This window comes from Bacteroidota bacterium (assembly GCA_016713925.1).
GTDB lineage: Bacteria > Bacteroidota > Bacteroidia > AKYH767-A > OLB10 > JAJTFW01.
The window spans coordinates 397,710-424,252 of the sequence record JADJOH010000008.1 but is presented as its reverse complement, the minus strand read 5'-3'; the positions used below and the strand labels follow the sequence as shown (position 1 = coordinate 424,252).

Below are 26,543 nucleotides of genomic sequence, written 5' to 3'. Positions count from 1 at the left end.
AAGAAGTCTAATGAGATAGTCTTTAGGGTTTGATAAAAACGAGTTGGATATGTACTTTCAGAATTAAGGTTTACCTTTTACAGAATAAAATTTCACATTCATATTCCCACCGGGACTAAACTGAGTGCCGACCACTTGCATGCTATCTATTTGAGGAATGGGGGGCTCGCCGCTTGCGTAATACGGATTTAAACCGCCATACATTCCCATATCTGTACCATCATTTGCGGCATTGTTAGCCGGAGAGGTAGCTAATACATTAAGATCATAATTGTAACTAAAGACGGTGGTGACTGCTGCTTGTGTACTTACAAATGGCCAATCTGAACTGGAAATATTACCGCTACCATAGTTGTTGAGGTCAGTAGAAGCAGCGTAATTATTAAAATAAGAGGTTAGCGATGAAGCATTGGGTGTAATTCTCCAAAATACACAATTGCTAATAGTGATTCCGAGTGTACTTGGTAAATTTCCAGAAAAAAGATCAATTACAAGAGTAGTTTCATTGACGAAGGTACAATGATCGATCAACATATTTCCAACATAAGGAAGCCCCATAAAAGGCCTATTACCATTTTCAGAAAAAAACAATGTATTACGAATTATTAAACTTGTATGAAGTGAAGAGGATAAGAGACCGCTAAGTGAAATACATTCATCAACTTCAAGTGAATATAAGGTGGAATTCACAAATCCAGTGGATATAGGCCCCAAAATACGACAGCGCTTGAAATAAAGATAAGGATTGCCAGAAATATACAAGATTTGACCTTGAAACTCGATGCCAAAACATTTGTTATTATTACCTATAGAGAATGATGTGTTAATAAAGGATTTCACTGCATTTTGTTTCATCACATTAAATCCGGTGCCAATAAAAGTCAAATCGGACTTTCGTGTTGTAGGACCTGCATACCCGGTAGAGGATCCACATATATAAATGGTGTCACCGGGAGCCGCTGCAACCACGGCACTTTGGATGGTGGTATATTGAGCACCACCCGTGTTATTCACTGTATGGACTGTGGCTATAGCGCATATTGGCAATAAAGCAACAAGCAGGGAAAGACAAATTTTTTTCATATCTTATTTTTTTCTGTATCTATTAGGATCACTTCTATTTTGGTACTAACTTAATATCTGTAGCAGATTCCTACGTTTTGTTAGTATGAGCCTGTTTACGCAAACATTATTGAATTGTTAGCTATAAACAATAGCTCTTCAATCACTTAACCAGTGTTGAATCTATTGGCAAGTTACGAAAATCATAGCATTCAAACAAGGAATATTCTTTCATTTATCCACTGACAACTTTGGATAATTTCTACCATTTACAAAATTGAAAACACTTTGATATACAGTACAAAATAAAATTAAACGACCGAATATAAAACTCAAACCAATCAGTTTCTGAATTTCTGAAGGCATGAGAAAAGAACAACTTTCTTCCTATATCACAGAAAAACACCATCTGAATTCTCATTTCTTATAATAATACTATATTCGACTTTCACCTTTATATTTCATTTCGATTACTATTCCAAAGGCAGTACGTTTGATTAAAAAATAAAATACTTATCCATTAAATGAACTTACTGTTTTAAAAATTCCGGAGCTTTCAAAGCTAATTCTGTACTTCAACAAAAAGAAATAAAATAGAATTTAATGGTTTCACTTCTTACTAAAATAGAAATAAAAAAGGGAACCCTGCCCGGCAGAATTCCCTTCAATCTATCTTTCGAAACCCTTAGAGTTTTATCAATTTCCTGGTTATTCTTTCTTCATTGATTTGAACCACCAAATAATAAATTCCTTCTTCTAAACTTTCCGTATTGATGAGCTCTTCTCTTCTTCCTTTCTCCAACATGCGGTTAGAAAACACTGTAAAAACAATTTTTCCCACCTGATCATAAACACTTAAACTAACACTTGCTGCATCCGGAAGATCGAAAGCTGCCTTCACCTGATCCTTGAATGGATTGGGATAAACAACAAGCTCGTTTCCGGAGCCGGCTTTTTTCAGTGTGGATGTATATGGAGAAGAATTCAGCCCGGGTGATGCAGCTATTGCAATCGGAGCACAGCCAACAGAGGCATGAAAAGTGCTTCCTGCAAGGATTTCCACATCGGGAAGTAAGCGAACACTGACACCGGCATTGAAGTTCAGATAACTATTGGGTTGCTGATTAATAAAACTACCAACAATTTCATTCGTTGCCCACCAGCTTGTACTACTACCTGTCATGTGCCCTCCAGACAATGCTAAATTCGTATTACAGGAAGTACATACCGTGATGCACGAAGCAGCAGCGATCGCATCCCGAATTTTGCTGGACGGTTGAAAGCCGAAACCATTCGTAAAATTAATGCCAACTGCACATCCATGACAATAACTCATAATCGTACCTCCTGTAGCCGGTATAACGCTGCTACTTGCACATCCTCCATCTGTTCTTATACCAAAGCAGGTATTACAACCATCTATAGGCCCACCTGTCCAGCCACACCAATGCGTATGTGGAGAACCCAGGGTATGTCCGCTTTCATGCGATACCAGAAATACATCCCAGGTATACGTGGGAAAGCCACTTATACTTCCATAATTAATACGGTTAAATCCATAGGAAAAAGGTCCACATATAGAATTCACATATGCAACACCTCCCCCTAATGTATCCTGAGTAGAAAGTAAGGCAGCAATATTTCCGGTATAACCATTGGTATTATAGTAGGTCTGAAATGTATTTAAGGCTGTCCCATTGCTCGTGTAGTCAAATGGATCTGCTACTGTCCAGATGTGAATTGAACCTATTGCCAATGAAATGCTATCATTTCCATAAATGGAAGACATTACATTGAAAATAGAATTTGTATGGTTGGTCACATTCGTGGTGGAGTTCCCTGCAGTTTGGTAATATGTGTACGCACAATCAAAAAATATCTTCGCACAATTTCCTTTAAATTGCGTTCCAAATGTGTTTAAGTTATTTTGGATGCCCTTATGTTGTTGCTGATCATTATCGGCTGTTTCACATTTGAATTGTATAGGTAAACGGAAGGTCTGATCATTGAAAAATACATATTCTTCCTGATTGTTTTTCCGTCTTCCTAAATTCCAGTTGCCCGATTCATCACTGATTACACCACTTATTTCATCTTCGAATATTGATATTGCCGCCAGAGAGGAAGGCTTTCCTTCTACTACACCATAATAATATCTGCCTTTATTCATTGTCACTGGATGTTTTCCTGAGGCATCTGTTATGGAAAATTCAAAATCTTCCGCATGAATCCGGTGTTGTGTAAGCAGTACATTCACTGTAGTACCCCCGGGTTGTGGTATTTTAAGTTGAATCGATTTGTAATTGGCATTAAAGAGTTCTTTCAACCCCACATCATCCATCTTCATAGATACATAGGGGCCAATGCCTTCTTCGATTTGATTTACGGGTGTACTGAATATTCCGGCAGGATAAAAGACTTCGTTTTGTAATTGCAATTGATCAATAGAAGTTTGCGCGGGCCATTGACGACTATCTGATAGCTGTCCGTAGGCTGACCAGAAGGTCAAGCACGCCAACAGCGTAATATATATATGTTTTCTTATTTTCATGATATCTGATTGATTAAATAATTTATTGAAATGAAATGGGGTCAAAAAATTATTTCTTCAGATCATCAATTTGTTTTTGCATAGCTTCTAATGTAGCTTTCAACTGCTGGTTTTCTTTATACAGTTGAATGATGTACAAGGTGTTCTCTTCTACTTTCTCTACCACTTTACCTGTCATTTCTCCCACACTCATTCCGGCCGACTCCACTTCTTCCGCACTTGGCATGCCCGGCAGATGTCCATGCAATTGAATATGTTCATCTACTTCACTAATTGATTTGAGCGGATAGCCTGCTTCAAAAACATAATCCGGGAAGGGCTGCAATTGTACTTTTAATTCTTCGCAAATTATTTTACCTCCTACTGCTAATTTGTAGGTAGCAGAAGGACTGGCGCCGATACCTGCATTCCCGTTTTGATTTATTGTCATTAAATTACTAAAGTTTCCATTTACCACAAAACCTCCTCCTGCACCCTGACCAATATCAACAAGCGAAGAACCTACACCTGAATATCGTACTATAGCACCTGCTCCTCCTACTGAAGAAAACTCTCCAACAAGTCGCATTCCATTACCGATTCCAAAATTATTATACACATTAAAGAAATTACCTCCATCATCCTTCACATGGAATTTTGCAATACCTGTAAACGGAGTATTACTTCCAATTGCCACCGCGCCTTGAATAATAGCCCCATCAATAGGAGCTGCAAAAGTACCGGCATAGGCTGAACCTATAGAAAGATTGCCTTTTACATCTAATCTGTTCTGAGGTGTTGATGTCGCAATTCCTACACGACCGGAACTGTTAATGACCATACGCGTCGCATTCTTGGTTTTAAAATACAAAGCTTTGGTATCCGTAGTGCCTAGGAAATTTGTACCGGGAACTGTGCCCGCATTTCCGGTCAATGACCATTGTGCATTTACAGTTTGCGCCTGAAAGATTCCAAGAAACAGACTCGCAGCAATCATTAATTTAATGTTTGTTTTTTTCATAAGAATTCTATATATATTTTTTAGTTTCATTTATATCGTTAAATGGAGTCTGAAATTACTTTAAAATGTAAAGCTTTACCATGAGCACAATACACATTAGAGTATCTGCTCCCATTAAATTATACATCTCAAAATAAACCCAACGAACTCCTCAAATAAACCGGGACAATTAATTTCAATTCAATACTACAAAATTTAATCATACGATCAAAATAAAATTAAAACTCACTTCAATTTCGAAAAACATGAAAGAAATTTGATCTGGCTGATAATAAGGTGTTTGCGGATGGATATTACGATATTCTTCGCGCAGTTAAAAAGGAGAACACAAAAAAATCAGACTTCAAAAAAATAAAAGACGTAAGAAATTACGAAGATTTCCTCACAAACTTTGTCAAAATCACTATTTGCTGTCCCTCTATTTTACCTTCTATCTGCTCCGTATTATCGGAAACAGTCCTGATATTTTTTACCACCGTTCCTATTTTGGCATTGATTTGCGACCCTTTTACATCGAGGGATTTGATAAGCGACACAGTGTCTCCGGTACGCAAGAGTGCGCCATTACAATCACGGTGCATATCTCCGGCATCCGACTCCAGGTGATCACCACTGGCCTTCGCCCACTCCATCGTATCGTCATCGAGGTACATCTGATCGATCAGATCTGCCGCCCAGGTTTCGTTTTTCAATCGGTTCAGCAGGCGCCAGGAAACCACCTGCACCGGTATCACATCACTCCACATACTATCGCGTAAACAGTTCCAATGCGTGGCATTGAGCTCTTCTTTTTTGTCCAACTGATCCAGACATGTTTTGCAAATCAGGATTGCGGCATCTCCATAGGATTCTCCCTGCGGTGGTACATTATAAATGGAAAGATTTTCTGTCGCTTTGCATAACTCACAGGAATTACCGCTTCTCTCTTTTAGTACGTCTATTACGCTCATTTTAATTGAATTTCTCCGCAATAGTAGTGAATTTCATTCAATTTCGACAGGCTATACCACTTCACTGTAAACGACATCTCTAAACGCGGCAAGAAGTTATTCAACAAGAAAATTTGACTGAACATCGTAAACAGATGCATCAATTAATTTGATAATTCATTCTACTCATTTAAAATTTCCTGACTAAATCATCTCTCAAATATCACCTCTTCATTCGGCACCCGGAATCGCGGTCCCCAAATGCCGGCCTCGGTGCCTTTCCCCACAGAAATGATCATGTTGATCTCCGCTCCCCGGGATAATCCTAAGGCTCGCTTTACACGGATTTCGTCGAAACCCTCCATCGGACAAGAGTGAAAACCTTCGGCGGCAATACTCAACATAAATGTTTGAGCGGCGAGGGCACAGGATTTATGCACCATGATGCGCTGTTGTGCACTACCCCCACTACGAAAAAAAGGACGTGTGAGTCCAATGAAAAAACTGATGATTCTTTTCACACCATTCAGAATTCCAAGCGGATCTTGTCGGTAGAGCAAGGGCATAATCACACCATAATACTTCAATGCCTTTTTCTGAATGGATGTGGGCTCTCCTTTGATTGTTGACTTAATTCTGTTCAAATTCCACGCGGCCCGCTCCTTCCATTTATCACGGCGCGTCACAAAGACCACCATTTGCTTTGCTGTTTTTGCGGCCTGTTGGTCCATGCATAAGGGCACAAAACTCTTCCGCATATCCTCCGAACGAAGCCAATAAAACTCCCAGAGCTGCATATTGCTGCTATTTGGCGATAAGACGGCACGTTATAAACTTCTTCTGATGACATCGTCCGGAATTTCAACATTGGGGTCAAACTTTCGGTTGGAACGACGAAAGGCAACTATTTCCTGAAACTCGTGGCTATACATACATGATAAATTACCAAACGAAGGTAAGGGATTAAATCGACCATTGTAGAAAGAATAAATTCCCGATTCAATGAAACAACTAAAATTATTCCAAAACATATTTATAACTCAGCAACACTACTCTATCCCGTTGGTCAATACCTGGTCGTAGTTCCTGTTGAATTAAATAACCTATACCGATAAAATTCCGCTTATTGATTTTATACTCTCCGTCGATAACAAACCTCCAGTCCTGCCATTCCAGAAAATCTCCATCACTTAATCCATGAAATAATTCATAAGAGATGCCTGGTGTGAATTTTCTGATACCGCTATATGCGATGCTTAACTTGTTTCGGAAATTTGAATTGAAATCGGCATCACGGGAGCGGGTGAAACGATGCAATCGCCGGCTTGTTCAGTATTCGCCTTCAATTCCTATAAAATTTCGTACTTTCACACCGTATAACGGCTTTTGTCCCGAATACATTCCACATGAAATTCTCTGATTTCTCCTTCGTCCCCGCACTCCAGGAAGGCCTCGATGCCATGGGCTTCAACGACCCAACTCCAATTCAGGAGATGGCTATTCCCATCATTCTCCAGGGCCATGATCTTGTTGCCTGTGCACAAACCGGAACCGGCAAAACCGCTGCTTATGTATTGCCCGTCCTCGACCGCATCGCCCGCTCCGACCATAGTCACCTGAATACGCTCATCATCGCTCCTACGCGGGAACTGGCCCAGCAAATCGATCAGCAGATTGAAGGCTTTAGCTACTTTTTACCGGTGAGCTCTATTCCTATTTATGGTGGTGGAGATGGGATGATTTGGGAACAACAGAAAAAAGCATTGCGCGAAGGGGCAGATATGATTATCGCCACTCCCGGACGATTACTTTCCATGATGGGATCTGAAGATGTTGATTTTAGTCACTTGCAACATCTGGTGCTGGATGAAGCGGACCGTATGCTCGACATGGGTTTTTATGAAGATATCATTCGCATTATTAAAATGCTTCCTGCAAAACGTCAGACGATGTTGTTTTCCGCTACCATGCCGCCCCGCATTCGTACGATGGCCAATAAAATTCTGAACCAACCGAAAGAAGTGAGTATCGCTGTTTCACGTCCGGCAGATAAAATACGACAGGAATTTTACTATATCAACAACGATCAGAAGTTACCGATGACCATTGATATTCTCAAAAACCCGGAATATCAATCTGCGATCATCTTTGCTTCCACGAAAGAAAATGTAAAACGATTGAATATTGCTTTACAAAAAGCGGGCTTACAAACATCCGCTTTTCACTCTGACCTGGAACAATTGCAACGCGAACAACTGATGCGTGATTTCAAAAGTAAGAAGACGAAGGTGCTGGTGGGCACGGATGTTTTGTCGCGGGGCATTGATGTAGAAGGAATCAGTCTGGTACTCAATTTCGATGTTCCTCCTGATCCGGAAGATTATATTCACCGTGTGGGCCGGACAGCACGTGCCGAGAATTCCGGTGTCGCTATCACCTTTGTCAATACCCACGATCGTCAGCGCTTTCAGCGGATAGAGAAACTAATCGGACATAAGCTGGAAGTGACCGCTGTGCCTGAAAACATCGGAGTTTCGGCTGATGTGAGTGCTCCGGTGAAGAGCAGAAGGCCGCAGAGAAAAAGTCCTCACAAGGGTAATCCGAGGCAGAACGGATCAGGGACAGGGAAAGGGTAAATAGGGTTGCTTTTATTTAGCAGTATAATTTTTGAATGTGTTTTGGCACTTTTTGTTATTTCAAACTCTAACATCCAATGAAGGATTGATTTAGTAAATAAAATATGCAGTGAGTCGTCGATGGCATTCCCGTTCACTCCGGAACATTATGACTCATGGCTGTTCAATTAGATAGATCAAATAACGTTTAGCTGTTCAGGAACAATCATTCCTCAATAATAATTTTCTTATAGAGCAGGCCCTTTGCCGTCTCAATTTTAAGGAAATATATTCCGGCCGACAACGTGTGGGTAATTATCTCTTGTATATTACTATTTACGCTGATAGAAAACAACACTTTTCCTATGCGATCTAAACAAGTAATTGCAGTCATGCTTACAGTTGGGCTCGTCACCGTGACGTACGAAGCTGCCGGATTAGGAAAGACGGATACCAATTCTTCAAGCATCGCATTTCCAAAAAGTGAAGTATAAATGGATGAAGAAAAAGATTGTATCGGTATGGAATATTCATATTTATCAATGGCCAGGACTTTACTAAAAGATAAATTAAATAATCCTGATGCACCGGAGGCCACCGTAAAAGACAAGGTTGCAATCATTCCATTTCCAGAAATATTCTGATGATCCATCCGTACAAATCCCACATCATACAGGCCATTTACAAAATCATCCTTACCAAGATGAATACAATTATTGATATCACCAAGCCGCGAGTTCGATATATCTAATTGCATTGTTCCTGCCTGTACTAACGACGGATCATAGTTAATTGTAAATGCAATACCATAAATATTATTTACCGGAAACAATGATGTTCCTAATTTAATCGGAATACTCACAACAGTTCCAGGCACTAAGTTGGACGTTGGCATTTCAAAAGTTAAAGGTAGACCTATCTGGTTAGTTTGATCGACACCCGGCATACGAAGTGGATGCGTTAATCCATAGTTCGCAATAATGGACAATGTATCATTGCTATTTACCGCTCCATTTCCATCACCATCTGAATGATTATAATTTTTTCCACTTACAAATTGATAATTCCAGTCTAAGCAAGGCTGTGGTGTCCAAAGCTGCGAAGCATTTGGTCTTACACCTCCACTAAATCCATTGGCAATACCAATTGATAAATAATCCAGATTATCAACAATCAAATCGGAGTTCGCATCACCAGGCCATACAGTACTGGAATCAATGGCACAACTGCTAAAATTCCATCCAGTATTATTACCAAGATCTAAAGAGCTTGAACCGGCATAAAAAACTCCCGGGCCAATGGCTTGTATATTTTGCAAAACAATATGATCGGTGCATAAAGTGTCAGAAAGAAGAAAAATCTTTCCAATTTCTCCATTAACACCACGAAGTGTGGTAGGAGTATTGGGGTTGGATTGAATTTGTAAATAATTGTTAACATTAATTTCTGCTTTAAAATAAAAATGAATCGTTTGTCCTGGGTTATTAAAAATTAATGTATCGGCATTAAAGTTTCCACTAATAATGAGATCGGTTGTAAGTATGACCTTTTCAAAGTGAAAATCTCCCCAAACTGATGCATTATTTATAAAATTGACATTATCAATATAATTTAACCCACCATTTAGGCTTTCGCATTCTACAAACTTATAATTGCCGTTGCTCGAATAGATATAATCTGAAAATACTTCATTAAAATTTAAAGTGCTGACAGAATTTCTAAAATCTTTTGAAATAAAGGTACAACTATCAACATCTACATACATATCCTGATTATTAAAATCAATTATGTCAATATGCAAAATTGATGTTCCTAAAAATAAACTATCATTTTGATTGACATTCCAACTTGGTTTATACTCATGTGCAGTTACTGCGTAATTATTTGTTTTAAACGTTCCCTTTTCATGATATATATAATCCGTAACAAAATCACTTCCTAATTCCCAACTTCCTTGCCCTGAAAAATAAACGTTAGCCGTAGGAAATACGCCGGTCAGGGTGTACCATTCGTTTGGATAATGTTCCCCATACTATTGGAAACAAAAACAAGAGAACCACCCAAATTAAAATTCATATTGGTTCCTAAAAAGAAAGAACCAAAAACTCTAACAAAATTGCTTTCTATAAATAGTGAAGGAAAATTTAAGACTCCTCGAGCATCCAATGTATGAAATTGAACTTCCTCGCTTCCGGAAAATACCGTATCTCCTATGGATGAAAATGAATTTGCATCAAAAAACAAATCATCCATGTAATTGGGGACGCAAGCTCCACCCGGCCCTCCGCTCGAGAAAGACCAATGATTGAGGTCCATCCAACTTCCACTTCCACCTACCCAATACAAAGAGCGGGGTGAAATTGTGTTTATTATCCAATTAGTATTTGAACCTAAATCAAGACAATTATTCGCAGTAAAAGTACTTGATCCTAAAGCCTGAATATTTTTTAATTTAACATAATCTAATACAATAGAACCACCCGAATAATTAAAAATAGCATTTCCTGAATTACATATTAAAGCTGCAAAGTCACCACAGGTTCCGTTCAAGTTAGTATATTCTGTAACGTTTAAAAATGAATTCGCACTAATAAAAATATCGGTTCCAGGCTGTGTAAATATCAACGAGTCGATGATGAGACTTACCCCATCTACATTTAAACTTTTCGTGGAGACTTTCACTCGCTTACAGGTAGAATTTGTGCCTCCAATATAAGTGACAGAATCCATTTCATCCACAAAGCTATTTAATCCGGAAAATACATTGCAAGTTACTTTTTTAAAAGTACATGAGTCAACATAAACTACCCTTGCAACTACACTCAAATAATTTACGCCTTTTGATGAAAATAAATTCTCATTAAAATTGAATTCGGCACTATCCGCATCGACAACTACATTACTTCCTTGATTTAAATAATAGAAATTGCCCACAACCGAAGAAGTCCCAAAATTAATTGTCACACCATTCGCAGTATGATTTGTAGAGATATCTCCTGTGATTGAAAAATCATTTGTATTTATAATGCCACCGAATAGTAATAAACTTCTAACTTTAAAATCTGATTGAATTTCCCATGCTCCTGATCCATATAATGCCAATTGAGACCCTATTAAAACACCAGAAGTTTGAATGATGTTTCCAATCGATTGAGAATACAAATTTACATCTGGCCCTTCGTCCCAGTTTACGTTTGAACTCAATAAAAAGGACCCATCCACATTCAATTTAGCAATATTTGTCTTTTCGAAAAATGTTGGGTAGTTTACTGTAGCCAGTGCATTAAAATATCGACAATATGCATTGGACAAATCAAAAACAACAGTGTCTCCCTGAACCAAAAAGGAATTCACATCAAAAAATAAACTATCCAACTTAGTAGGGACACAGTTGCCACCTACGCCACCACTGGTAGTTGCCCAATGATTAGGGTCGGACCAATTTCCTGAACCTCCTACCCAAAATAAAGTTTTAGCTGTTGGCGGATTAAAGTTCCAACCGTAATTTCCGCCGGCATCAATACTATTGCTAAGTGTAATAGTTGTTCCAGCTCCATTCTTTACATTTTGAAAATAATAATTATTCAATGCTGAAAAAGAATTTGGGAACGATATCATTGATGTATCCTCTTTTGATATAATACTTGTGATATATCCACACGAATTATTTAAAATTAATTCATCAAAAATAATAATCGTATCTCCATGCAAAATAAGCTCTTGACCTATACTAGTAAATATAAGTGTGTCGAATGAATTATTACCACTAATATCGAAATCTTTAGAGTGAATAATTACTTTATCAAAGAAATTTCCATTACCATATATATAATTACAATAGCTAGGATAAGATATACAAAATGTATCAGTGAGAAATTCAGCTTTATGTATCAAATTACTATCCCCTGCCATTTGATGGCAAATCAACGTATTAATAATAGTACCCTTACAATCAAAAACCTCTTGGCATATAACGGTATCGAAGGAAGCGGGAGAATTGATAATAAAACTTCTTACGTTAAACAATGCGCTATCGGCGTCAAAAAATAAATTGGGGTTTTGACTTCTAATGTCGCCATATATTCTTGAATTTCCTAAATACAAAAAAGTAGTATCACCAAATTGGGTTTGTGGGGAATAGATGCTGGAATTAATCGACTTCCCATTAGAAATAAACGTCCCACTATAAAAAGAAATATTATAAACGATTAAATCTTCCAATAGTTGCCATGAGCCCGCTCCCTTAAATTGAAATCCTGCGACAGTATTGCCGTTCAATAAATCGAGACCAGCTAGATTTATCGAATTTCCCAACTGATTTGAATTAAAATCAAAAACGGCGAATAAATTCCACTGAATAAGAGGACTCAAAAATAAAGAGCCCTTTATCGTAATAAATGGATACGAAGCAAAATAAGTATTACTATAGGATATCACCGGATTATTTGTTACAGCGGACCAATTCATATCATTGCAAAAAACACTATCAAGATCAATGTCCAATGTATCTGAAAGTGCAACAAAGGAATTTGCATCAAAAAAAACATTGTCATTTGTGTCGGGCAGTTGCGTATGAAAAACAGAACCGCCCGATGATGTGGCCCAATGCAAAGTAAATTCGCTCCATTTACCTGTTCCATTTACCCAATAATAATCGGAAGCCATCAAAAGATTAGAAGATGCATTGAAATATAAAATAGCAATGAACAGTATAAGTTTTAATTTACCTTTTAATGATCTAAAGATTCGAAAACAGTTACAATTAAATTTTTGTTGCATACAATTCCAAGTTTAACTCGTGTAATTCAAGAATCTTTGAACTAATTAATAATTACTAAAGAAGTCCGGGAAACGTAAATAATCCTCTTGTTCTCTCTACAGGTAAGACGAATCTACCTCTTATAAGGTTGCAAGCAATATTTACATTATATAGTACTTAAGGTGCTTACTATCAAACACTCATGCTAATTTGCGTGGCTAGACTTTAGAAAAAGCCAGAAACAAGGATCTGAGAGCAGGATAAATGGCTTTAAGTATGAAATCGTAATTGCATCGACCCCGGTAATTCCCATTATCAGAAACAAGGGAAATTCATAAGCATCATCGCAGGCACCCTTTTACCCATTGCATTTAAAAAATACACTTATCAAGGGTGTAAAGGCACAACTCAACTTACCTCAGCTGCAGTGAAATTGCGTTTTAAAAAGCGCTATCCACAAGGATGACAAGCCATTTCATCCCCACTATGGTGTTTGCACAGGCATAAGCTGGAAGTGACAGTAGTACCTGAAAACATCGGTGTTTCTCCTGATGTGAGTGCAGCGGTGAAGAGCAGGAAGCCGCATAAGAAGGCTCCTTCTGGCGGAATACAGAAAGGGGGGCGTCCTCCACGAATTGATCCGGGAAAATGAAAAAAAGAATAGCTTTATTTTTTAAAGCTTTTTTCACACTAAGGTTTGCTTCAAAAATTATTCATAAATAACTAAAATAGTCTTGACATTTTAGGTATTCAAATTATCAAAATAATTCAATTGCTTTTTTTCATCCAAAACCCGTAAGACTAACTCATTTCAGTATACGAGATAACAGAATTTTTCTCTTTCCTATTTTATTGCAAACTGCTCAATGATTCAAATAAGATAATAAATTAATGATCCCATGTCAGCCAGAATTAATTGCAATAAATACTATTCTAAGACGAAGAGGCGATGTTACAATCTAATTACGTAAGTACATTTACAAGATATTAACCCTATTCTAAATCTAATTTTAAAGGTGTTGCACAGACTACTTCGCTAAAGTTTATAAGTTTGAAGGAATTGCGTAGACGCCGAAGGGGGGGGGATGCAGTTTGGTTTTACTAAGAGCCAAATTATTACTACGTCCTATTAACTTTTCCCGGGTTCTACTGCCCGTTCGATTACTCTCTCTTTTAACTCTGCGTCTTCGGGTGCAACCCTGTAAGTCTATTTCATCAATAAATTTCTATTCATAAACATATACTTATTATTCAATTTATCGTTGAGCACTTTCACTTTTGATTAAATTCATAGAAAATATAAGGAACACCTATTACCGATTTTGCGAGTTAATTTATTAATATTTTACCTGAACTGACTTCAATCATAAATTTTAATTGGAAAAAATTAAAAATCAATTTATGCTCTGTAATAAATCAATAAAGGGTTTATTCTTGCATGATTCGTTAATTTTTTACATGAAAAAGTTGACCGTGGTCATAGTTTGCATGAAATCATCCTTTTACTTTTGAATATACCAATATTTCATCTTTGAAAACAACAGGTGATTTAAATGGTGTCATAAATTGCAGCTAACATGGAAGTTATCGATACTATTCTAACAACGGCAGAAACATTATCCTTTGATTTGCAATTTGCAGCAGCGAAAAACTGGAAAAGTGCAGAAAAAGGAAGGATACTGGTAGGTTATCTTCCAATATACATACCAAGGGAAATAATTCATGCCGCTAATGGATTACCCGTAGGAATTATGGGGGCCGGTGATCGTAAACAAATCATCAAAGGAGATGCTTATTATCAATCCTACATTTGTCATTTGCCACGAGGGATTATTGAAATGGCATTAGACACCAACCTCAACGAATTTGACGGGTTTCTCTTTCCGGCTATTTGTGATTGCGTCCGAAATCTTTCAGGGATGTTCAAACTTTCTAAAAAAGGGCAATTTCAACGTTATTTTGACTATCCGCAGAATTTCGAGCCCGGTATAGGAGGAAGTTTTTATCAACAAGAGATGGAGAAAGTGATACAGGACATGTATTTAATTAATGGAGTTGCAGTTACAAATGAAAAATTAAACGCTGCCATCACCCTATACAATATAAACAGAAGGTTGATTGAAGAAATCTACAATATTCGGCAGGAATTTCCATGGCGTTTGTCCGCAACAGAAACCTATTATTTGTTACGGGCCGGTCTTACAATACCAGTGACCGAACACAATGAAATGCTGGAACAGGTAGTAGCATGTATTCGTGAAGAAAGAGGCGAGCCAATGGATAATATACGTGTTGTTATTACGGGCTCCTTTTGTGAACAACCTCCTATCGGGCTGATTAAATCCATTGAAATGGCAGGATGCTATATTGTAGATGATGACTTCATGCTAGGGTCACGCTGGATACAAGGAGATATTCGCGATGATTCTGATGATCCACTACAAGAATTAATGAATGCTTATATTCATCAAAGCACTTTTTCATCTGCCTATTATGATGTAGGAAACCCAAAAGGGCTACGTCTTGTAAAACTTGTTAAAAGCCGTAATGCTGATGGTGTTATTTTCTCTGCGGCTAGTTTTTGTGATCCGGCCTTACTTGACCGTCCGCTTATGCAAAAAGACTGTGATGAAGCCGGCATCCCTCATATAAATTTCCAATACCATGAAAATACAGGCCAATTTAAAGTCATTAAGGAACAGGCCGGCACTTTCTCAGATTCAATAAAACTTTGGGCATAGGAACAAATAAACTTATCAGGCGATGACAGAAATCAAAGAAGTAATAAAAGAGAAAAGCATGAATCTTCAAAAAGACATGCTTGCAAAACAATTTCGTGAACTCTCTACTGCAAATGAAACCGGCAAAAAGGTAGTATACACTTTTGTTCCCGGAAATCTCACCGAGCTTATTCTATCCTTTGATATGCTTCCGGTTTATCCGGAAATAAATGCCCTTCAAAGTGGTATGAGGAAGAAGTCGGCATCTTACATTAAAGATGCCGAAAAGATGGGTTTTTCGGAAGATGTGTGCACTTATGTAAAATGTGACATTGGAATGATGCTAAATGGGAATATCGGCCCCACCGGTGAAAAACTACCATCACCTGATTTATTACTTTTAAGTTATACCGGCTGTTTTACCTTTTTAAAATGGTTTGAAAACCTGGAGAGGCTCTATCCCGGTGTTCCGGTAGCGATGCTTCATACTCCATATCAAGAAGACGGAAAAATAACTACCGATCAAATTGAATACATGGTAAAGCAGTTGAAAGATGATGTTATTCCTAAGATGGAAAAAGTATCAGGGAAAAAATATGATCAGGAGAAATTATCTGCCATGATGATAAACTCCGCAAAAGCTGAAGATTTACTTGTAAAAATTCTGGAAAGCGCAAAGACAGTTCCCACACCTATAGATGCCTATTTTGCCGGAGTTTATTATATCGGTCCCATTTTTACAGCATTTCGTGGCACTACTGAAGCGGTTGATTACTATAAGGAACTTTGGGATGAAGTACAGGAACGAATACGACTTGGGCTTGGTCCCGTTACACCGGAAGGAGAAATAAAAGAACAGAAATTTCGTCTCGTAGTAGAGGGGCCGCCGAACTGGACCAACTTCCGTGAATTCTGGAAAATATTTTATGATATGGGCGCGGTGATTGTTGCCTCCAGTTATACAAAAGTAGGTGGCGTGTATGACATGGGCTTTCGTCATGACCCCAATGAACCTCTGGAGTCTTTATCACGATACTGTATGGGATGTTATACCAATTTAAATCTACCTCAACGTGTTGGTATGCTCGAAAATTATGTGAAAGAATACAAAGCGGATGGATTTCTTATCAACTCGATTAAATCCTGTAACTCCTTCTCCGCCGGTCAACTGATGATCATGCGTGAAATTGAACAACGCACCGGTGTACCCGTAGGATTTATAGAAAGCGATTTGGTTGATCCAAGATATTTCTCTTACGCCAATATCAAGAACCGACTTGAGTCCTATTTCCAAATGCTTGACCAGCGTAAAATTATTTTAAAACAGGAAGGTGTGATCGCTTAAAATGCACAACAATGAATAAATATTATCTCGGTGTGGACCTTGGCTCCACAACTTCAAAAGCAGTCATCATTAATGAAAATGATGAAATCATCGGTCGCGGTATTACCAATACACGCTCCAACTATTCAGTGGCAGCTGACATTGCACGTGACGAAGCAGTTTACAATGCACGCTTTTCGGTATTAAAGAAAAAATTGGAGGAGGAACAAATGGTAAATCCGGAATACCGGAAATACATCGATGACCTGGAAAGCGTTTTTCAATATGAGCAATTTAAAGTGCGTTTAGATCGGTTGGGGGAAGAGTTACTGAAAACTTGCCAAACCTTTTTCAAAGATGAAACCAAGCAAACAGAAATTTTAAACCACCTCCGAAACATCCGCAAAGCTTTTAAGCCAACCATTAAACATGATTATCTCTTTAACAATCTCGGATCAAAAAATCAGTTTTTCCGTGACATTGTCTCTGAGAAATACAATGAAGAAGTCAACAAATTGGACATGTCACTGTTCGAACCTCTGATGACTGTTTGGGATAAAAGTATAAGTCCCGCGGAAAACGTCAGAGTACAGTTCGATTTCAAGGAACTGATTCATCAGGCAATGGAGGAGCTTCGCAACAAATACAAAAACCTGCCTGATGCACTAAATGAAAACGAGAGTGTAAATTTTGACGCAGAAATCAATTTACTTAAAGGGAACTTCGATCATGTTTCTGAAAGTTTGCGATCACATATCGATGAAATAGCACAATTGGATTTTCATATTTCAAATATGACCGGTACAGGCTATGGCAGGGCTCTGCTTCCATTTCCTGAGGATTGTATCCGATCAGAAATCTTATGTCATGCTTTTGGTGCACATGCAGTCTTCCCGGATACACGTACAGTGCTTGATATCGGTGGTCAGGACACCAAAGCGATTCAGGTCGATCAATATGGACTTGTAACCAGTTTTCAAATGAATGACCGCTGTGCTGCTGGCTGTGGACGTTATCTCGGTTATATCGCTGACGAGATGAGTATTTCATTGAATGAACTTGGACCTATGGCAATGAAAGCTGAAAAAGAAGTTACTATTTGTTCCACCTGTACCGTATTTGCCGGTGCCGAATTGCGTGAACTTACCAACCTGGGAGAAAAGCGTGAAGACATACTTGGAGGGCTACACAAGGCCATCATCATGAGAGCCATGTCGCTGATCGCAAGATCGGGAGGCGTATACAACGAATTTACATTTACTGGTGGTGTAGCAAGAAACCCTGCGGTTATTAAATACCTCGGACAATTGGTAAAAGAAAATTATGGAAGTGAAATAAAAATAAATATCCATACTGATTCCATTTTTATGGGAGCGCTTGGAGGGGCTATGTTTGCCAGACGAAATGCAGCAACTAACTTGCAGCCAATAGCTAAAAAAGAAGTAGATGCTTAAACCGTAAAAAATGCAAAAGATCAACGAAGTAAGTACGATAAACGGATTACCCGATACTACCCACATGAATGAACCCATCATGACCATGGGTATAGATGTGGGAAGTAATTTCATTAAACTGGTTTTAATGCAGTATGGAGCGTTTCCAATTCTTCTCGACAAGCAAACAGAGAAAATAAGAAAAAGAAACCCTACACAGGTTGCTGATGAAATGATTCAAGCCATGCTTCGTACACATCATCTTCAATTTGAAGATATTTCCTATTTAGCATCGACCGGTGAAGGAGACCTTGTTAAAAGAAAAAGGGGGCACTTTTACGGGATGACGACACATGCGAAAGGAGCAAACTATTTTCATCGTGAAACAAGAACTGTCGTCGACATGGGAGCCTTGTATGTAAGAGCAATAAAGATATCCGAAGATGCCCGAGTACAGGACTATAAAATGACAGGCCAATGTGCATCGGGTTCCGGTCAGTTTGTTGAAAACATATCCCGATATCTGGGTTTATCCATTGAGGAAGTTGGAGAGGTGTCTTTATCCGCTACTGCTCCTGAAATTTCGTCCGGCATCTGTGCTGTACTTGCAGAAACGGATGTTATCAATATGGTATCGCGTGGAATTAAAACACCTGATATAATAAAAGGCATTCATCTGTCCATAGCAAACAGAATCATTAAACTGCTCAGTTCATTAAAAGCGGAATCGCCTATCTTTCTTTCAGGAGGTATGGCACTAAACAGCGGAATGCTGCAGGCTATTCGTGAACAACTGGAGGAGACAGGAAAAAAATTCATCATTGTCACCGACCCTGACGCCATTTATACCGGAGCCATTGGTGCAGCATTATGGGGTGGATACCGTCATTTTAAACTTATGCAGCGAAAAGCTGAAGTGGAAAAATAATTAAGGTTCGAATCATGCTCGCAGATTTGTATGCAAAAAATCTAGTGTTTCTGATAAGCAACAGGAAATTAATCGGAGGAATAAAAAAATGAAAATTCTGGAGTCAGAATATACACTCGGAGAAGTTATTCCCAATATCGCATTACTGATGCAGCACAATGCTGCAAAATTTTCTGAAAAGGATATCCTTTGTGAAAAAACTGATGGTGAATATCGTGGTATTTCCTGGTCAAATTTTTATAAAAGAATACAGAGTATTGCCGCGAATCTATCCAAATTCGGTTTTCGATCCGGTGATAAAATGATCGTTTTCTCTCCCAATCGGCTGGAAATGTTGGAGCTTGAAATAGCTGTAATGTGTTGCGGAGGAATCAGTGTTCCCATCTTTGCCTACTTCCACAAAGAAACTGCAGAAATGATTATCCGGCATTCTGCTGCAAAATTCATCACTGTTGCAGGGATATTACAACTGAGTCGCCTTTCACCGGATCTTCCTGTAAAACATATTTTTGTATTTGATCCGGTCGAAGATCCTCGATTTAAAAACCTTCATTCATTTACTGAATTGACACAACCGATTACCGGTCATTACTCATTAAATTATAATGCGGATGCGGATGAAATATGCCTGAACATGTACACTTCGGGAACTATGGGTACGCCGAAATGTGTTCAACTCACACACAGAAATATCCTTTCACAACAGGCTGCCTTGAATCAGTCATGGACCCGTCAATTTCATTTGAATGCAGATGACAGGTTTTTGTCCTATTTACCCTGGCACCATAGCTTTGGTGGAATCTTTGAACGATTTACGGCATTGTATCATGGCTCCACCATTTTTCTTGAATCGGGATTTGGAAAAAGTCCTGAAACATTACTTGAAAACTGGAAAATTGTTCAGCCCACTTTATTTTTCTCTGTCCCTAAAATTTATCAATCATTACTTGAAATCGCAAAAGGAAACTCTAATACCTGGGATCAATTGTTTCATCCGGACTTAAAATTTGTATTTACAGCCGCTGCTTCTCTGCCGAAAAAAATATCAGACGAATTTGAAAAAAGAAATATCCCTGTGATAGAAGGATGGGGCTTAACAGAGACTGCACCTTGCTGCACTTTAACTGATCACAGCCTTAAAAGAGAAAACGGACTAGTAGGTAAGCCCCTTGCGGGAATAACCATTCGTATTGATGATGAAGGGGAAATACAGGTGAAGGGACCCAATGTTATGAAAGGATATTTTAATAACAATGAAGCGAATAAAGATACATTTACTACCGACGGCTGGTACCGTACAGGAGATATTGGTGATATAACAGAAAATGGAGTAAAACTCATTTCCAGAAAAGACAGGATTTTCAAACTCACCAATGGTGAAAAAAGTCATTCCGGGCGAAATGGAAAATCTGATACAATCAAAAGGCCATTACGTCATGCATGCGCTTGTGGTAGGTAATGGTAGTGAATACCCGGTGGCTATTTTATTCCCGAATAAAACTATGCTCACCAATCCCAACTACGAACTTTCTCCTGAAGAGGGTTGTTTTTGTCCTCGTGACCTAAGTGAACTTCGGAAATGTTTACAAGGTTGTTTGCACGATACCAATTGCAGTCTTGCACAAAAATTTTCAAAAATCAAATATGCTTTGATCATCGACGATGAATTAAGTATTGAAAATAATACATTAACACCATCAATGAAAATGGCACCAAAAAAAGTTATGGATGCCTATAAAGCACAAATCGAAAATATTTATGGGAATGGGAAATCTGTCAGCGAAGAAGTTTATCTGATAAAACTGGACACAGATAATTTAGTATCAAGGGTTAAAACGGAAATGTAATATGTATGATCTGAAATCCACCCTACTTCTAAAATCCGTCATGAAAACCTACTTTTCTTCACTGGAAAATCCGGGCAGAAAAATCGCATGGTGTACAAGTGTAGGACCTGCCGAGCTATTACGTTCCTTTAATTTCGAAGTCTACTTTCCTGAAAATCACGGAGCACTTCTTGGTGCATCACGACTGGCTACCGATTGCATTCCATCCGCTATTAAGGCAGGGTATTCCGGACATGTTTGCTCCTATACCACCAGCGATATTGGAGCCTATCTCAATAAAACTACTCCACTAAAAAGGCAATACGGAATTGAAAGTATTCCAAAGCCCGATCTCATCGTTTACAATACCAATCAATGCCGTGAAGTCCAGGACTGGTTTAATTTTTTTGCAAAAGAATTTAACTGTCCGATTGCGGGAATACACTCTCCCCGACATATGGATGAGGTTACTAAAGAAGAAGTCGCATTGGTTATCAGTCAGCATCGGAAAATTATACCGGCTTGTGAAAAAGCAAGCGGGAATAAATTTGATATTGACGCTTTTCGTGAGACCTTACGGTTGAGTAAGGAAGCTACCTTGTTATGGCAGGAGGTACTTAAAACAGCAATGGTTTCTCCGGCACCCCTCAGTTTTTTTGATGGCGTAATTCATATGGGTCCTATCGTTGTGCTGCGAGGAACACAACAGGCTATTGACTATTATGAACACCTTTTGGCGGAGCTGAAAGAAAATATGAGAATTGGAATCGGGGTTGTTGAAAAAGAACAGATAAGAATATTTTGGGACGGAATGCCCATTTGGGGACGAATAAGAATGTTGAGTGACCTGTTTACACAAAATAATGCTGTTGTTGTTGCTTCTACTTATTGCAACAGCTGGGTATTTGATGACTTTGATGAAAGACATCCCTTTGAGTCATCAGCACTGGCATACACAAACATCTTTATTAACCGTAGTGAAAAAGCTAAAAGAAGGATGCTTGACAACTGGTTAAAAGAATTTCAATGCGATGGAATTGTTTATCATGACTCAAAAACATGCTTCAATAATTCCAATGCGCGGTTCGGATTGCCACAACGGTTAAAAAACGAAAATAATATTCCATATTTGGTTATTGAAGGTGACCTATGCGATCTGCGCTTCTTTTCTGAAGGGCAAAGTATTACTAAAATAGAAACTTTTATTGAACAGTTGGAGAGTGTTAATGCTAAAGGAGAATGAACACCACTGATAAAACAATAGGAATTATCGGGTTGGGACCCGTGGGCATGACATTGGCTGTTCATTTACAGGATGCAGGTTGCAATGTGATCATTTGCGACAATGATCCCATCAAAACAAATCGCATTCGCAATGAAGGTATTCTTTTGGAAAACGTAATCCATCGTAAAGCAAAGTTCAATACTATTTATTCAACCGCTGCCGAACTACTTCAAACGAATCCTGATTATGTCATAATAGCATTGAAGACCTATCAAGTAGATGCAATAATCAAAGATGTCCCACCGGAAAATACTTCCGTTTTTATTTGTGCACAAAATGGAATAGATGTTGAAGATATCATTACTGCCCATTTTGGTGAAAGCAGGGTGATGAGAATGGTCATCAATTTTGCAGGGAACATGACCGAACCGAACACGGTCAGAATAACTTTCTTCAATGCGCCTAATTATATCGCCGCCCTGGAAGAATCTGGGGCTGTAAATGCCATTGAAATTGCGAATTTTCTTAATTCAACAGCGCTGGATACAGAACCGATTTCATCTTTTGAACTTACCAAACGTGTATGGGAAAAAACAATTCTGAATGCATCCCTCAGTGCATTATGCGGAATCGGCCGCCTCACCATGGCTGAAGCGATGGCATTTCCTGATTCTATTGAACTTATTGAACAGATCATCGCCGAGTCAGTAGAAGTCGCACAGGCTGAAAAAATCCATTTCCCTGATGATTTTATCAGAAGCTGTCTTCGCTATTTGAAAAAGGGAGGGAATCACTATCCTTCTCTGGCCGGAGATCTGATGAATAACCGTATGACTGAAATCGACTACATGAACGGTAAAATCGTGGAGTATGGCCGAAAGCATTATATACGCACTTCATTGAATCTTTCCATGGTAAACATGGTCAAATCAATTACCCAAAAGAATCTGTATTTACAATATTCTTTATCCGGAACCGGTTCGCGTAAAGCAGCTCTTTACATTAAAAAAGAATTTGATCCGGTAGGATCCTGCTTTTTAGGAATTGACCTTGGCTCTGCTTATACAAAATTTACAGTTGTTGATGAAGCAAAAAATGTTGTCTTTCGGTATATTTTAAAAACATTGAATCGCGATAAAATAGCTTCAAAACACATTATCGCCGCCCTGAACGAAGAGTTTCCTATCAAATACAGTTGCGCAACGGGCTATGGTCGCAAGAATTTTCCGGATGCGGATGCTGTGAAAACTGAAATCCATTGCGCAGCCATCGCTGCCAATGAAATGCTACCCGGGATTAAAAATATTCTAGATATAGGTGGTGAAGATATCAAAATGATTCACTGTGATGAAGAGGGGAAAGTTGAAAATTTTTTCATGAATGATAAATGTGCTGCGGGCACGGGTGCTTTTCTGACCGAAATTGCAGAGCGTGCAGGGGTTGATATCAAAGAGATGAGTCGTCTGGCTGCTCAAAGTGATTACAAGCAGGAATTAAACAGCTTTTGTACTGTCTTTGCAAAAACAGAAATTATGAACTGGATTTTTGAAGGACAACCCATTGAAAATCTTGCAAAAGGTATTTATCTCTCTATATGTAACAGATTAGCAAAAATGCGATTTAATTCTTCCGTCCCTCTGGCCATGCTGGGTGGAGTCATTGCTTATCATCCGTATCTGAAAACGCTGCTGGATGAAAAATACGGATTAAAAATTGTTGTTCTTGATCATCCGCAACACGTGGTATCTCAGGGTGCTGCTTTAATTGCGAGAGATCTTTATCAGGCAATGCCCGTGAGAGCTTTTTTACAAAATTCTAAAACATAGTAATTCTATTCATGAAAGGTTATCATCATACAGAAAAAGGAATTGGGATCGTCTTTGATGATATCTTCATTGCAGGAGGAGTGCGAACACCATTCGGCAAATACTGTGGCACACTTGCACAAATATCACCTACTGACCTGGGGATATATGCAGCAAGAGGTGTCTTTGAAAATAACGACATAAGTGCAGCCGAGATAGACCAGGTGATAACAGCCAACATTGGTCAGAGTTCCGCTGATGCTTACTTTCTACCGAGACATATCAGCTTGTATTCCGGTATTCCTATCAGCGTGCCGTCGTTGATGGTCCAACGTATTTGCGGCTCCGGTTTTGAATCCATCATTACAGGTGCAGAACAGATAACTTTAGGTAAGGCGAAAAAAGTACTTTGTGTTGGATCCGAAAACATGTCTCTATCTCCCACCGTCTGTTTTGGTAACCGGATGGGATATCCGTTAGGACGACCACTATTCAAGGATATGCTTTGGGAAGCACTTGACGATACCGCAGCCGGCTATCCTATGGGTTTCACTGCTGAAAATATTGCGAAAGAGTTTAATATTAGTCGTGAAGAATGCGATGAATTTGCAGCATTATCTTTTGCGAGAGCCTTAAAAGCAAAAGAAGAAAATATTTTCCGTGAGGAAATCGTACCCATGTTATCCACTAAATTTGAAATAGATGGGTTAAAGCCAAGAAAAGTTCAGTTGCCAAAGGGCAATGAATCATTTTGCAACGATGAGCATATCAGAGAAACAACATACGAATCCTTATCTAAACTTCCTACAGTTTTTGACAAAGTTGGGGTATTGACAGCAGGAAATTGTAGTGGTATAGTAGATGGCGCTGCCGCCATGTTAATTGTTGACCGGGAAACGGCACTTACAAAAAACATACAACTAAATATAAAGCTGGTTGCCGCTTCCAGTTGTGGTATTGATCCTAAACGCATGGGGTTAGGTCCTGTACCTGCCATTCGGTTGCTGCTTGAACTTTCCGGACTTTTGCTTGAAGATATCGGACTATTTGAAATAAATGAAGCGTTTTCCGCGCAGGTAATCGGTTGCGAAAAAGAACTGGGTATTGACCGAAATAAATTGAATGTGAACGGAGGAGCTATTGCTATAGGACACCCACTTGCAGCAAGCGGATTGCGACTCACACTTACCCTTTATAAAGAATTGATTCGCCGAAATAAAAAATATGGTATAGCTGCTGCATGCATTGGAGGAGGACAAGGTACTGCTGTACTCATTGAAAATATGAAATACAAATCATGAGAAACGATCAATTTTACCAATGGCAAATGACCGGTGCTGACGTACCTTTCAGCAAAGTAACGAAGGAGATTCCGGAACTGAAGGTGGGAGAAGTATGGGTTAGAATTGCGGGGTGTGGAGTATGTCACACCGATCTTAGTTTCTGGCATCAAGGAGTACAAACCAAACATTCATTACCACTAACACTGGGACATGAAATCAGTGGCACTGTTGTAGCCGGTGAAAAGAACTGGCTGAATAAAAAAGTGATCATCCCGGCAGTTTTACCATGTGGTGATTGTGAATTGTGTAAAAAAGGACGAAGCAATATCTGCAGAAATCAAAAAATGCCGGGCAATGACTTTCATGGTGGCTTTGCCTCGCATATTGTTGTTCCTGCCCGCTTTCTTTGTGAGGTTTCTGACGACATTTTGAAAAAATTCCCACTCGAACACCTCGCTGTAGTAGCAGATGCCATTTCTACACCCTATCAGGTGATCAAAAAATCGGAACTTGATCAAGGAGATCTTGCCATTGTGATCGGTGTAGGTGGTGTGGGTATTTATGGAGCGCTCATCGCCGGTATTACTGGTGCAAAAGTAATTGCACTAGATGTCAATGATCAAAAACTGGACACTGCCTACGCCTGTGGCGTGCATGCTATTCTCAATATAAAAGATTTAGATATAAAATCGATAAAAGCGGAGGTGAAAAGATTAGCGAGCGAGTTAAATGCTCCGCAATTAGGTTGGAAAATATTTGAGTTCAGTGGAACGAAAGCCGGTCAGGAACTTGCCTTTAACCTGATCACATACACCTCTACAGTTTCCATTGTCGGATTCACCATGGACAAAATCGAAGTAAGATTGAGTAATTTAATGGCTTTTGATGCTAAAATCATTGGAACCTGGGGCTGTCGCGCCGAACTCTACCCAGAAGTGCTTGAATTGATTCAAAACGACCAACTGAACTTATCGCAGTTTGTGCAAACGTTTCCTTTATCAGAAATAAATACTGTTTTCAAAAACACACTCGACAATAAATACAAAATCCGTTCGGTACTTGTTCCGGATTAATCTCACCAAA

Annotated in this window: 20 protein-coding genes; 12 read left to right on the top strand and 8 right to left on the bottom strand. The window is 38.8% G+C overall.

The window, feature by feature from the left end; all coding sequences use genetic code 11:
• Positions 1-63: 63 nt before the first annotated feature.
• From IPJ86_16115 to IPJ86_16090, 6 genes are all read right to left on the bottom strand, one after another.
• Positions 64-1,083 carry a hypothetical protein gene (locus IPJ86_16115; GenBank protein MBK7888747.1) on the bottom strand — a complete coding sequence of 340 codons (1,020 nt, stop codon included), beginning with the start codon at positions 1,081-1,083 and terminating at the stop codon, positions 64-66.
• Between the two features lie 664 nt (positions 1,084-1,747).
• The gene (locus IPJ86_16110; protein ID MBK7888746.1) at positions 1,748-3,613 is read right to left on the bottom strand and encodes a T9SS type A sorting domain-containing protein; all 1,866 of its coding nucleotides are present in this window, start codon (positions 3,611-3,613) and stop codon (positions 1,748-1,750) included.
• 49 nt (positions 3,614-3,662) lie between these two features.
• Entirely contained in the window at positions 3,663-4,613 is a 951-nt protein-coding gene (locus tag IPJ86_16105) for a hypothetical protein (protein ID MBK7888745.1), read from the bottom strand.
• Between the two features lie 368 nt (positions 4,614-4,981).
• Positions 4,982-5,563, bottom strand: coding sequence for a PhnA domain-containing protein (locus IPJ86_16100; GenBank protein MBK7888744.1), 582 nt, complete (start codon positions 5,561-5,563; stop codon positions 4,982-4,984).
• A gap of 188 nt (positions 5,564-5,751) precedes the next feature.
• Complete coding sequence (locus IPJ86_16095) at positions 5,752-6,339, bottom strand: nitroreductase family protein (protein MBK7888743.1); 588 nt, start codon at positions 6,337-6,339, stop codon at positions 5,752-5,754.
• A 220-nt stretch (positions 6,340-6,559) separates the two neighbouring features.
• Complete coding sequence (locus IPJ86_16090; protein ID MBK7888742.1) at positions 6,560-6,859, bottom strand: hypothetical protein; 300 nt, start codon at positions 6,857-6,859, stop codon at positions 6,560-6,562.
• An 89-nt stretch (positions 6,860-6,948) separates the two neighbouring features.
• Here IPJ86_16090 and IPJ86_16085 point away from each other — a divergent pair, with 89 nt between their 5' ends.
• Positions 6,949-8,178 (top strand): DEAD/DEAH box helicase, encoded by a 1,230-nt coding sequence (locus IPJ86_16085; GenBank protein ID MBK7888741.1) that lies wholly within the window; start codon positions 6,949-6,951, stop codon positions 8,176-8,178.
• A gap of 205 nt (positions 8,179-8,383) precedes the next feature.
• Here the strand turns inward: IPJ86_16085 and IPJ86_16080 are convergent, their stop codons facing one another.
• Positions 8,384-9,958 (bottom strand): T9SS type A sorting domain-containing protein, encoded by a 1,575-nt coding sequence (locus tag IPJ86_16080; GenBank protein ID MBK7888740.1) that lies wholly within the window; start codon positions 9,956-9,958, stop codon positions 8,384-8,386.
• Positions 9,959-10,152: 194 nt separating this feature from the next.
• Positions 10,153-12,378, bottom strand: a complete 2,226-nt coding sequence (locus tag IPJ86_16075; GenBank protein ID MBK7888739.1) for a hypothetical protein — start codon at positions 12,376-12,378, stop codon at positions 10,153-10,155.
• Between the two features lie 1,052 nt (positions 12,379-13,430).
• Here IPJ86_16075 and IPJ86_16070 point away from each other — a divergent pair.
• The 11 genes from IPJ86_16070 to had all read left to right on the top strand — a co-directional run bounded on the left by IPJ86_16070 (position 13,431) and on the right by had (position 26,533).
• Complete coding sequence (locus IPJ86_16070) at positions 13,431-13,568, top strand: hypothetical protein (GenBank protein MBK7888738.1); 138 nt, start codon at positions 13,431-13,433, stop codon at positions 13,566-13,568.
• 925 nt (positions 13,569-14,493) lie between these two features.
• A complete protein-coding gene (gene bcrC, locus IPJ86_16065; protein ID MBK7888737.1) occupies positions 14,494-15,657 on the top strand; it encodes a benzoyl-CoA reductase subunit C in 1,164 nt (387 codons plus the stop codon).
• A 22-nt stretch (positions 15,658-15,679) separates the two neighbouring features.
• Positions 15,680-16,981: a benzoyl-CoA reductase subunit B gene (gene bcrB / locus IPJ86_16060; GenBank protein ID MBK7888736.1), complete on the top strand. Its 1,302-nt coding sequence runs from the start codon at positions 15,680-15,682 to the stop codon at positions 16,979-16,981.
• 11 nt (positions 16,982-16,992) lie between these two features.
• Complete coding sequence (locus IPJ86_16055) at positions 16,993-18,414, top strand: benzoyl-CoA reductase subunit A (protein ID MBK7888735.1); 1,422 nt, start codon at positions 16,993-16,995, stop codon at positions 18,412-18,414.
• Between the two features lie 64 nt (positions 18,415-18,478).
• On the top strand, positions 18,479-19,321 hold the full coding sequence (locus tag IPJ86_16050) for a benzoyl-CoA reductase subunit D (protein ID MBK7888734.1): 843 nt from the start codon (positions 18,479-18,481) through the stop codon (positions 19,319-19,321).
• Between the two features lie 88 nt (positions 19,322-19,409).
• A complete protein-coding gene (locus IPJ86_16045; protein MBK7888733.1) occupies positions 19,410-20,780 on the top strand; it encodes an AMP-binding protein in 1,371 nt (456 codons plus the stop codon).
• A complete protein-coding gene (locus IPJ86_16040) occupies positions 20,758-21,168 on the top strand; it encodes a hypothetical protein (GenBank protein MBK7888732.1) in 411 nt (136 codons plus the stop codon). The genes IPJ86_16045 and IPJ86_16040 overlap by 23 nt, the downstream gene beginning before the upstream one ends.
• A gap of 1 nt (position 21,169) precedes the next feature.
• Positions 21,170-22,390: a 2-hydroxyacyl-CoA dehydratase gene (locus IPJ86_16035; GenBank protein MBK7888731.1), complete on the top strand. Its 1,221-nt coding sequence runs from the start codon at positions 21,170-21,172 to the stop codon at positions 22,388-22,390.
• Positions 22,387-24,198, top strand: coding sequence for a 2-dehydropantoate 2-reductase (locus tag IPJ86_16030; GenBank protein MBK7888730.1), 1,812 nt, complete (start codon positions 22,387-22,389; stop codon positions 24,196-24,198). The genes IPJ86_16035 and IPJ86_16030 overlap by 4 nt, the downstream gene beginning before the upstream one ends.
• An 11-nt stretch (positions 24,199-24,209) precedes the next feature.
• On the top strand, positions 24,210-25,478 hold the full coding sequence (locus IPJ86_16025; GenBank protein ID MBK7888729.1) for a thiolase family protein: 1,269 nt from the start codon (positions 24,210-24,212) through the stop codon (positions 25,476-25,478).
• Positions 25,475-26,533, top strand: a complete 1,059-nt coding sequence (gene had / locus IPJ86_16020) for a 6-hydroxycyclohex-1-ene-1-carbonyl-CoA dehydrogenase (protein ID MBK7888728.1) — start codon at positions 25,475-25,477, stop codon at positions 26,531-26,533. Before IPJ86_16025 ends, had begins: the two co-directional genes overlap by 4 nt.
• Positions 26,534-26,543 lie beyond the last annotated feature (10 nt).

Bases quoted from the DNA above. Each gene is read 5' to 3' on its own strand.
- IPJ86_16115 (MBK7888747.1), bottom strand. From the start codon at position 1,083: ATGAAAAAAATTTGTCTTTCCCTGCTTGTTGCTTTATTGCCAATATGC.
- IPJ86_16110 (MBK7888746.1), bottom strand. From the start codon at position 3,613: ATGAAAATAAGAAAACATATATATATTACGCTGTTGGCGTGCTTGACC.
- IPJ86_16105 (MBK7888745.1), bottom strand. From the start codon at position 4,613: ATGAAAAAAACAAACATTAAATTAATGATTGCTGCGAGTCTGTTTCTT.
- IPJ86_16100 (MBK7888744.1), bottom strand. From the start codon at position 5,563: ATGAGCGTAATAGACGTACTAAAAGAGAGAAGCGGTAATTCCTGTGAG.
- IPJ86_16095 (MBK7888743.1), bottom strand. From the start codon at position 6,339: ATGCAGCTCTGGGAGTTTTATTGGCTTCGTTCGGAGGATATGCGGAAG.
- IPJ86_16085 (MBK7888741.1), top strand. From the start codon at position 6,949: ATGAAATTCTCTGATTTCTCCTTCGTCCCCGCACTCCAGGAAGGCCTC.
- bcrC (MBK7888737.1), top strand. From the start codon at position 14,494: ATGGAAGTTATCGATACTATTCTAACAACGGCAGAAACATTATCCTTT.
- bcrB (MBK7888736.1), top strand. From the start codon at position 15,680: ATGACAGAAATCAAAGAAGTAATAAAAGAGAAAAGCATGAATCTTCAA.
- IPJ86_16055 (MBK7888735.1), top strand. From the start codon at position 16,993: ATGAATAAATATTATCTCGGTGTGGACCTTGGCTCCACAACTTCAAAA.
- IPJ86_16050 (MBK7888734.1), top strand. From the start codon at position 18,479: ATGAATGAACCCATCATGACCATGGGTATAGATGTGGGAAGTAATTTC.
- IPJ86_16045 (MBK7888733.1), top strand. From the start codon at position 19,410: ATGAAAATTCTGGAGTCAGAATATACACTCGGAGAAGTTATTCCCAAT.
- IPJ86_16040 (MBK7888732.1), top strand. From the start codon at position 20,758: ATGCATGCGCTTGTGGTAGGTAATGGTAGTGAATACCCGGTGGCTATT.
- IPJ86_16035 (MBK7888731.1), top strand. From the start codon at position 21,170: ATGTATGATCTGAAATCCACCCTACTTCTAAAATCCGTCATGAAAACC.
- IPJ86_16030 (MBK7888730.1), top strand. From the start codon at position 22,387: ATGAACACCACTGATAAAACAATAGGAATTATCGGGTTGGGACCCGTG.
- IPJ86_16025 (MBK7888729.1), top strand. From the start codon at position 24,210: ATGAAAGGTTATCATCATACAGAAAAAGGAATTGGGATCGTCTTTGAT.
- had (MBK7888728.1), top strand. From the start codon at position 25,475: ATGAGAAACGATCAATTTTACCAATGGCAAATGACCGGTGCTGACGTA.